Raw genomic sequence first — 7,942 nt, 5'->3', positions numbered from 1 at the left:
CCAGACTCGAACGAGGACTCAGCAGGGACGACGACCTCACCCACGCCTACCGCGACTGGCTTCAAGCCGCTTGACAGCAATAGGAGCATCAACGCGTCAGCACATCAGTACCCGAGGTGATCAAGGAAGGGGAGAACAGGCCAGGTCAGGGAAGACGTGGGGCGTACGTGGTCGAGGATGGTGATGTCCTCGTGCTCTCACTCGCCGGCCGCGCTTAGCCGCGGGTTCTTGCCGCGGTGTCACCGAGAATCGGCAGCGCGGGCTGATGACGTTGACCGTGCCGTCGCCCTGAGGCCGCTGCGGGCCCGCCGTCTCCGCCTCCGCTGTGACGTCCTACGATGCGTCGGTCCTCCGGTCGGATCCGGATCATTGTGCGGCAAAGGGAATCCATGCGCCTGTCCAGCTACGTCAAGAAGGCCGCCATCGGCGCGGCGGCGATACCCCTTCTCGCCGGGTGCGCGGGGGAACAGGGCGCGGGCGAGGCCGTGGAGCAAGCCGCGGAGAGGCCTGCCTCCTGGACGGATCTGCCGGTGCGGACCGGCGCACGGGACGTCGTCCACACGGACACCGACCACCGGTCGTACCCGGTCAGGATCACGGTCAAGAGCCTGGTCCGGGGCTCGGAGGAGGACATGCGGGGAGCGCGTGTGGACGAGGAGCTGAAGGGCATGGTCCCCCACTACCTCACCTTCGAGGTCAGCAACACCGGCCGGGAGAAGATCCCCGCCGCCTACATGGTGGACAGCAACCTCGCCCTGAACGGCACCGACTGGACGCACGGGGAGGAGGTCTACGTCAGCGGCGGCAGGCCGGGCGGGGTCGACCTGCCCTGCGCGGACACCGCGCCGGAGACGCTGGCGCCCGGCGACTCGTACACCACCTGCGTCACCTACGCGCTGCCCGAGGGCGTCGGCGTGCTGTCGCTGACGCACAACGCCGACGGCTACCCCGACGAGGGCGGGGCGGTCGCCACCTGGCCCGTCGAGGGCGGCCTCGAGGCGGCGTCCGCAGGGCTGGCGGAGCCGGGCGACATCGTCCGCGTCCGGTGGGACGCCCGCGAGGACGGCGTCCTCGAACTGCCCGCCACGCTGGTGTCCGTACGCAGGGGCAGTGCGGCCGACCTCGCGGGCCTGGACCTCGACCTCAACGAGAACGAGCGGCGCGGCGTCCCGTACTACGTGTCGCTCACCTACACCAACACCGGGCCGAAGGACCTCTACGCCGACCAGGCCGGCCGCGTCCGCCTGCTCACCGAGGGCGGTCGGCAGATACAGGGGAAGACCCCCTTCGTCCTCGACACGAAGATCCCCGGCTGTCCGTCCGACTGGGTCGCCCGGATGATTCCGCCGGGCGACAGCGTGACGGAGTGCAGCATCCACCTGGTGACGGACGACGACGACAAGCCGTTCGCGGTGGGTTTCGCGGAGGCGGACCGGCCGGGACTGGTGGCCTGGCGGGCCCCCCTCCACTGAGGCGGAAGGTCAGCCGGCCGACCTGCCGCCCGTCTCCGCGAGCGGCACGTACACACGGTTGCCCGCCGCCGCGAACTCCTTCTTCCGGGCCCCGGCACACGCCCGAGGGCCCGGTCTGCAGGGCGGCGCCGCGCTCACCTCAGCTTGTTCAGGTCCCGCCGGCTCATGCCGAACCGCACGTTCGGCTGGTCGTACCTGAAGGGGTACCCGACGATGAACGCGGAGGCGATGAGCACGCCGTTGGGCAGGTAGGTGCCGGTTGCCCGCTCGATCAGGTGCTTCACACCGTAGCTGTCGGCGGTGGGCGTCCTGATCGGCGTGATGTTGTCGCGCAGCCACAGGGCCGTCTTCGCGACCAGCTCCTCGTTGCGGCGCAGGTGCTCGCGCTCGATGGCGAGTTGGGCTCGCCGCTGCTCGGCGGCCAGGCGAGGGGAGTTGAAGACGCCGATGCCGAAGTTGCCGAGCCTCTCGTGCTCCTCCATTACCTCGGCCAGGGCCGGCCAGTTGAGCTGGCGGCGGCGAGCGTTCAAGTACGTCGTTCCGGTGGCGGCCTGGAAAGCGCGAATCCACGACTTCTGACGGTGGTTCTGGGTCATCGGTGCTCCTCGCGAGGCTGCCCACGTTCACCCCGCATGGATGTCTGATGACCTGGCGGAAGTGTTGGGCGCGATTCGGAGAACCTTGTCTTCGCGGCCACGGCGGACGTGGGCCACCGTGACTCGGAGCGGGCAGGCGCTGTCTGCCAGGAGCAGCATACCCGTCTGCTCGCTCATGCCGCAGGCTGTCGACGCCGCCCACCACTTGTACGGTGATGCCGACAACCCTGCCCCACCTCGCTCAGAACCTGTTTCTGAAGGGGCAACTCCTGGTTCCCTCTGTGGGAGGGCCCAGGTGGGTGAATGCCCGGTCGCGGTGCGGCGCGGTGGCCCCAGCCGCCTGATGCGGCTGGATAGGCACATCACATGACCGTACTGAGCGCCCGCCGCGGTGCCGCCCTGGCCCTGGTCGCCGCAATGCTGCTGCCCGTCCCCCTAGCGACGGCCACTCCTGCGTCAGCTGACCAGGGCACGACCAGCGCCTATCCGGCGGACCGAGATTCAGATCGTCGGGCACTGCGATTGCTGGCCCAGCCGCCGTTCCCACCCACCGACATCGGCCTGCTGAACACACAGTCGTATCCCCAGGGGCCGCCAATGCAGCCGGCGCCGCCCCGCGTGATCAGCGTCCGGGAACTGGTACACCAGCTCAAAGCCACCCTCAAGCCACGCGGCCACCGTGCGGTTGAAGAGGGACTTGCTGTCTTCCGCAGTTCGCAGATCACCACCGTGGTGCCGGATCCGAACCTGCGCGCCGCCCTCGCTTCCCTGGCCGGCAGCCCCGGGCGGGCCAGCATCCAAACGATCAGCGACGGCGTCTTTTACCGCGTCTCGTTCGGCACCCCGCCCAATCCGGCGGCGGGTGCTCAAGTCATCTTTGGCCCGAATGGCCCGGAGATCGTTTTCAACCAGCGCTTCCGCTACGAGGACTTCCGGCTGCTCGGGACCGTCTTCTCGCACGAGACTCTCCACCAAGACCCGCAGGTCAACGACAACGAAGAGCTCGTCAACACGACGCTGCACACCGCCTACTACGGTCAGCTGCTCCTTGAACAGCCACAGCTGGCAACCAGCCGCACCGAGCTGTCCCGAAGGATCAACACCGGCCTGGTGGCGCTGTTGAATACACGGGACGCCCGCGGCCTGCAGCGGCTGACCTATTCGACCAGGAACGTGCTGCCCGGCGCGGCCAACCCGCTGCCCAGTTTCGCCGCTGCCTTCCTCGGCACCACCCCGGACGGAGGCACGGGGACAGATCCGACCAGTACGCCGGGCAATGCGAATCTGGACTTCTTTCTGAGCGCGATCACCCGCACCCGCCAGACCGGGGCCGACTTCGACACCGCCACCGTCCAGCTCCTCGACCGCCGTCAGGCGTGGGCCACCCCGAGCGAGCGCATCCGGCTTGCCCGGCTGCTCAAACTACGCATCCCCCACCTTGACCAGCTAGTCAGCCACACCCGCGCAGCGGGGGAACCTCAGAGTTTCGAGAATCGCGTAAGGAGCTTTGATCATGCAAGAACCGCCTGAGGAAATGCGGAGAGAGTTCATCGAGAACTGGCAGTTCACGGAGGAAGGCAGCTGCCTGGAGGCGTTGCGCAAGATCGAGGAGCGTCTGCACGAGTACGTCAGCGATCAGGAGGCCGAGGGGGAGATCGCCCGCGACGCGGAGGCGGAGGACGTCCTGGCCATGGTGGAAGCTTGGGCTGGCCTGATGTCGTATGTGGTGCTGGAGACGTACGGTCAGCACAGCGCGATGCGTCATGCGGGTTGGTATGCGGATGTTCCGCTTCGGCTGCGCCGTATGTGTGGGCGGCTACGTGGTCCGCTGCGGTGGGTCGCGAGCAACATGGGTGCCCTGGACTTCTCGATCGGGGTCAGTTTCCCCGGTGGTGTATCGGTGTCGTTGAGCTGGACGCCATAGCAGCGGACCCTCGACCCTGTCAAGGGACGAGTCAGACCCGCCAGAACTGCCACACCCATCCTCACTGTCAGGGGTGGAGCCGTCGTGGTGGTGCAACAATGAGGCCGGAGGGCCCGGTGACCTCTTGGTCGGGCTGCTGACCGTCAGTGCCGGGACGATCAGTCGCGTTGGGCCTCGCGGGAGGCCGGCTGTCCGCTTCTGCGGGAGTTTCGGCGGGTGATGCGCCTGGTCATCAGGGTGATCGCGGCCCAGGTGATGAGCGATTCCGAGTGCTGGATGAGGCGTTCGTAGTCGCGCGCGTGCCGGCGGGCGTGCATGATCCAGGCGTGTGAGCGTTCGACGACCCAGCGTTGGGGCAGAACGACGAACCCGGGGACGTTCTTCGGGCGGCTGACGGTCCTGATCATCAGGTTCAGGTACGTCTTCGCCCAGGTCACGAGCTGCCCGCCATAGGCGGAGTCGGCCCAGACGATGGTGATTTCGGGGTGCATCAGCCGCAGCCGGAACAGCACTTCCTTGGCAGCGTTGCGGTCGGTCATGTCGGCCGGGGTGACCATGACGAACAGCGGGAGGCCCTTGGTGTCCACGACCAGGTGCCGCTTGCGGCCGTTGATTCTCTTGCCGGCGTCGTAGCCGCGGGAGTCCTTGCCGACGGTGTCGGCGGCCTTGATCGACTGGGAGTCGATGACGGTGGCGACCGCTCCGGGGGCCCGGCCCATCTCGCGGCGGATCCGCTTGCGGAGCTGGTCACGGATCTGTCCGATGACGCCGGCGGCTGCCCAGCGGGCCATGAATCCGTAACACGTGCGCCAGGGCGGGAAGTCCTTGGGCAGCGCCCTCCACTTGCATCCGGTGTCGACGACGTAGCGGATCGCGTCCACGATCTCCCGGCGGGGGTGCTTCTCCGGACGGCCGCCGACCGGGGTCTCACAGGCCGGGGTCGGCAGCAGTGGTTCGATCAGGGCCCATTCGTCGTCCCAGGTGTCGGAGGGGTAGCAGCGCCTGCGCGGCAACATTGCCTCCCTGGAAGGGGGCCGGGCCGGCCGCTTCGCGGCAGGCCCGGCCGGTCAGGCGTCGGTGAAGTCGGCAATGACGTCGAGCGTGGACTCGACCGAGTTGAGCTGGGTGTTCAGGGGCTTGATCCACCGGCCCTTGGGCTGCAGGACCGCGTGCGGGGCGACGGTCCCGGTGATGAACCGGCGGATCTCGGTGAGCTTCCCGCGGATGACCGCGACCTCGTATGCCTGGAGTTCGGCGGGGTCGGCGCAGAACTTGTAGCCGTCCTTCAGGGTCCAGATCAGGGGCGGCCAACCGCGTTCGGTGATGATGTCCCGCAGGCAGGCCAGGCCCGAACGGGTCTGGTGGGGCGACAGCTCGCTGGATCTGACCAGCTGGGGGAAGGTCAGACCGGCCGGGCGGGCCTCGAAGAGCACGAACCGGACAGTGTCGGCGTGTCGCTGCGCGGCGGGTGACCTGCGCTCGGAAGCGCGGGGCATTGCCTACTCACCTTGCAGCAGTTTGGCCAGCTCGCCGTCGACGTCCACCTTGCCGGTGTCCACCGCGGTCTCGATCCAGTCCAGGGTCGCCCGGACCCGGGCGACATTCTCATGGATGATCGTGCGTTCGTCGTCGCCGAGCTGGCGGTCGCGCAGGCCCGGGACGACGCGGCCGGACGCCGCGACGAAGGAGTGGCAGGCGGTGACCAGGTCCAGGAACTCCACCGACCGGTCGATGTTGCGGATCGCCGGGGCGACGGGGCTGGTCTTCTCGAAGTGCTCGCGAGCCTGTCGGCCCCGCTCGGCCTGGGCGTGGTTGACCTGGTGGCGCGCGGTGTCGTCGGACATCGCCTTGAAAGCGATGTCCGGCCTGCGCAGCAGGCCGGTGGTCACCTCGGCGGCGACGTGCTCGTCACGGGTCAGTTCCTCGACAACCTTCACCTTGTCCGCCTTGGCGACACGGGCGACGACCGCGGGGCGGCGCAGGAAGTCCGGGGCGACGGCCGCCGCGACCTGGTCCTCCCGGGTCAGTTCCTCCACCGCCCGGACCTTGTCCTCGTCCTTGACCTGCGCGACGACCGCCGGACGCCGCAGCAGATCACCGGTGACGGTGGCGGCGACCTCCTCGTCCTGGGCGAGGGTGTGAATCGCGCTGACCTTCTCCTGCGGGGTGACGGGTTTGACGACCTGCCGGCCGACCCTCCGGTTCGCCTCGTCCGGCGTCCAGCGGGACTTGTCCTCAGGCGGGTTGAGGATGGTGGCGAACCGTTCCTCGTCGTCGGCGATGGAGGCCAGGATCTGATGGACCGTGAACGACACTCCCGACACCCGCCGGTCCTTCGGCCACTTCGACGCGGTCCACCGGGCCTTGTCCACCATCGCGTAGGACAGTCCGATGTCCTCGGCCAGGCGGAACAGCGACTCCTTGACCGTGAACAGCGAGTCGCTCCGCTCCTGACCGCCGGACTCGCGCATCGGCTCGACCTCGAGCGCGTGGTCGCCGACCGTGAACTGGATCCGGCTGGCGGTCTCCACCAGCTTCCGCAGCTCGGCCACGATCTCCGCGTACCGGTTCGCGCTGACACTGCCGACCTTGTCGGCATTCTCGATCTCTTGGGGCATGGTATCCACCACCCACCGCGGGGCCGGGGCACGACCCCTCGGCCGCGGCGGGACCCGCCCCGCTCTCGACCGAGAGTCAGACTGGAAATACGACGATCACAACGAACGACCGTAATTGACCAGAGGCTGAGCGGAGTTGGGATCCGGAGGCGTTCAGGATGCGGTCACTGTGACCGTTCGCGGAACGTTTCCTTCCGGGCCCGCCAGGCCCTCGTGACGCACCGCCGCGAGCAGTAAACGGCGTTCGAACGCCGATCCACCCCGGCCACCCAAGTCGCCCCGCACTCGGGACACTCGGCCCGGCCAGCACCGCTCAACTCAGCGGCCACCCGCTTGCGCAACCGGCGGTCTCGGCGCCACTGCCTCGCACGACATGCCGCCGAGCAGTACACGGCAGCGGGCCGTGCGTCCGGCCGTAGCGGTTCACCACAGCCACCGCACACTCGTTCCCCGGCCTCCCTGGCGTCCTCGGACACCCAGCCAGCCTAGGGCCCAAAGCTACCCAAAACCGGGGATCGAAAACAGGCACTCAGTACGTCTCCGTGCGCCCGCTCTACGTGGGCATCCCGCAAGTCGGTGACGGCCTCGTGCCAGTCATCGAAGGCGCCGCCGACTCCTCGCCCGTTGCCCGGCCTGGAACGTGGGCGAGCCTCGACCTCACTGTGACCGGCGGCCACGTCACCGTGCCCGCGCTCCGCTTCCTTCCGCATCGGTGGCTCAGTCGGCCGGTGTCTCCTGCCGTGCCGGCAGCTCGACCCGTACGAGGAGGCCGCCGGTGGCGCGCGCCCGTGCCGTCACGGTGCCGTGGTGGCCGCGTGCGTGGACCTCACGATGGCGAGGCCCAGACCTGACGCACTCCAGGGAGGTCGCCGCCGCCTGCGACGGGACACTGATCCTCAAACGGGGGAAGCTGGTCCCGCAAGACTGATCCCGGCTGGGCGTATGAGCAGGGTTCTGGATGTCGAGCACGACAGGACGAACGTGGTGGGATCTTCAGGATCGCGCTGCGGGGCTGCCGATCCGGTCCAACGGGTGCCTTTGCCAGTCCACTGCCACATGCTCAGCCGGTCCGGGCTCAGTCCGTAGATGCGGCCTCCTTGGGCAGTGAATGTCCTGCCCGGTCCGCCGATGCGGTTCCACCGGCCAGTGCGGGTGTCGTAGCGGTGGATGTCGCCGCTGCCGGGGCTGGTGGCGAGCAGGGTGACCGACCCCTCGTGGAGCTGCTGGGCCGGCCCGCCCACCTTCACCCACCTGTCGCCCTTGCCCGTCCACTGCCACACGCCCGACCGATCCGGGCTCAGCCCGTACAGACGGCCGCCGGCCGCAGCGAAG

The 7,942-nt window shown here is 68.6% G+C and carries 8 protein-coding genes; 3 read left to right on the top strand and 5 right to left on the bottom strand.

Annotation, left to right across the window (positions count from 1 at the left end; genetic code table 11):
* Positions 1-389: 389 nt before the first annotated feature.
* Positions 390-1,472 (top strand): hypothetical protein, encoded by a 1,083-nt coding sequence (locus tag ACIGO6_RS39995; protein ID WP_399885450.1) that lies wholly within the window; start codon positions 390-392, stop codon positions 1,470-1,472.
* A 134-nt stretch (positions 1,473-1,606) separates the two neighbouring features.
* Here the strand turns inward: ACIGO6_RS39995 and ACIGO6_RS39990 are convergent, their stop codons facing one another.
* Positions 1,607-2,068 carry a hypothetical protein gene (locus ACIGO6_RS39990; protein WP_399885448.1) on the bottom strand — a complete coding sequence of 154 codons (462 nt, stop codon included), beginning with the start codon at positions 2,066-2,068 and terminating at the stop codon, positions 1,607-1,609.
* A 366-nt stretch (positions 2,069-2,434) separates the two neighbouring features.
* On the opposite strand from ACIGO6_RS39990, the gene ACIGO6_RS39985 reads away from it, so the two are divergent.
* Entirely contained in the window at positions 2,435-3,598 is a 1,164-nt protein-coding gene (locus ACIGO6_RS39985) for a hypothetical protein (RefSeq protein WP_399885446.1), read from the top strand.
* Complete coding sequence (locus ACIGO6_RS39980; protein ID WP_399885444.1) at positions 3,582-3,992, top strand: hypothetical protein; 411 nt, start codon at positions 3,582-3,584, stop codon at positions 3,990-3,992. The genes ACIGO6_RS39985 and ACIGO6_RS39980 overlap by 17 nt, the downstream gene beginning before the upstream one ends.
* 158 nt (positions 3,993-4,150) lie before the next feature.
* Here ACIGO6_RS39980 and ACIGO6_RS39975 read toward each other — a convergent pair whose 3' ends face one another.
* The 4 genes from ACIGO6_RS39975 to ACIGO6_RS39960 all read right to left on the bottom strand — a co-directional run.
* Complete coding sequence (locus ACIGO6_RS39975; protein ID WP_399885442.1) at positions 4,151-5,008, bottom strand: IS5 family transposase; 858 nt, start codon at positions 5,006-5,008, stop codon at positions 4,151-4,153.
* 51 nt (positions 5,009-5,059) lie between these two features.
* Positions 5,060-5,488 (bottom strand): RacP protein, encoded by a 429-nt coding sequence (locus ACIGO6_RS39970; RefSeq protein ID WP_399885440.1) that lies wholly within the window; start codon positions 5,486-5,488, stop codon positions 5,060-5,062.
* Between the two features lie 3 nt (positions 5,489-5,491).
* Entirely contained in the window at positions 5,492-6,610 is a 1,119-nt protein-coding gene (locus ACIGO6_RS39965) for a DUF6192 family protein (RefSeq protein WP_399885438.1), read from the bottom strand.
* 896 nt (positions 6,611-7,506) lie between these two features.
* A partial coding sequence (locus ACIGO6_RS39960) for a hypothetical protein (protein ID WP_399885436.1) occupies positions 7,507-7,942 on the bottom strand: 436 nt, incomplete at its 5' end.

The sequence above is a fragment of the Streptomyces sp. NPDC053750 genome, assembly GCF_044544295.1.
In the GTDB taxonomy this organism is placed as follows: domain Bacteria; phylum Actinomycetota; class Actinomycetes; order Streptomycetales; family Streptomycetaceae; genus Streptomyces.
This window is presented reverse-complemented; position numbering and strand designations above follow the sequence as displayed.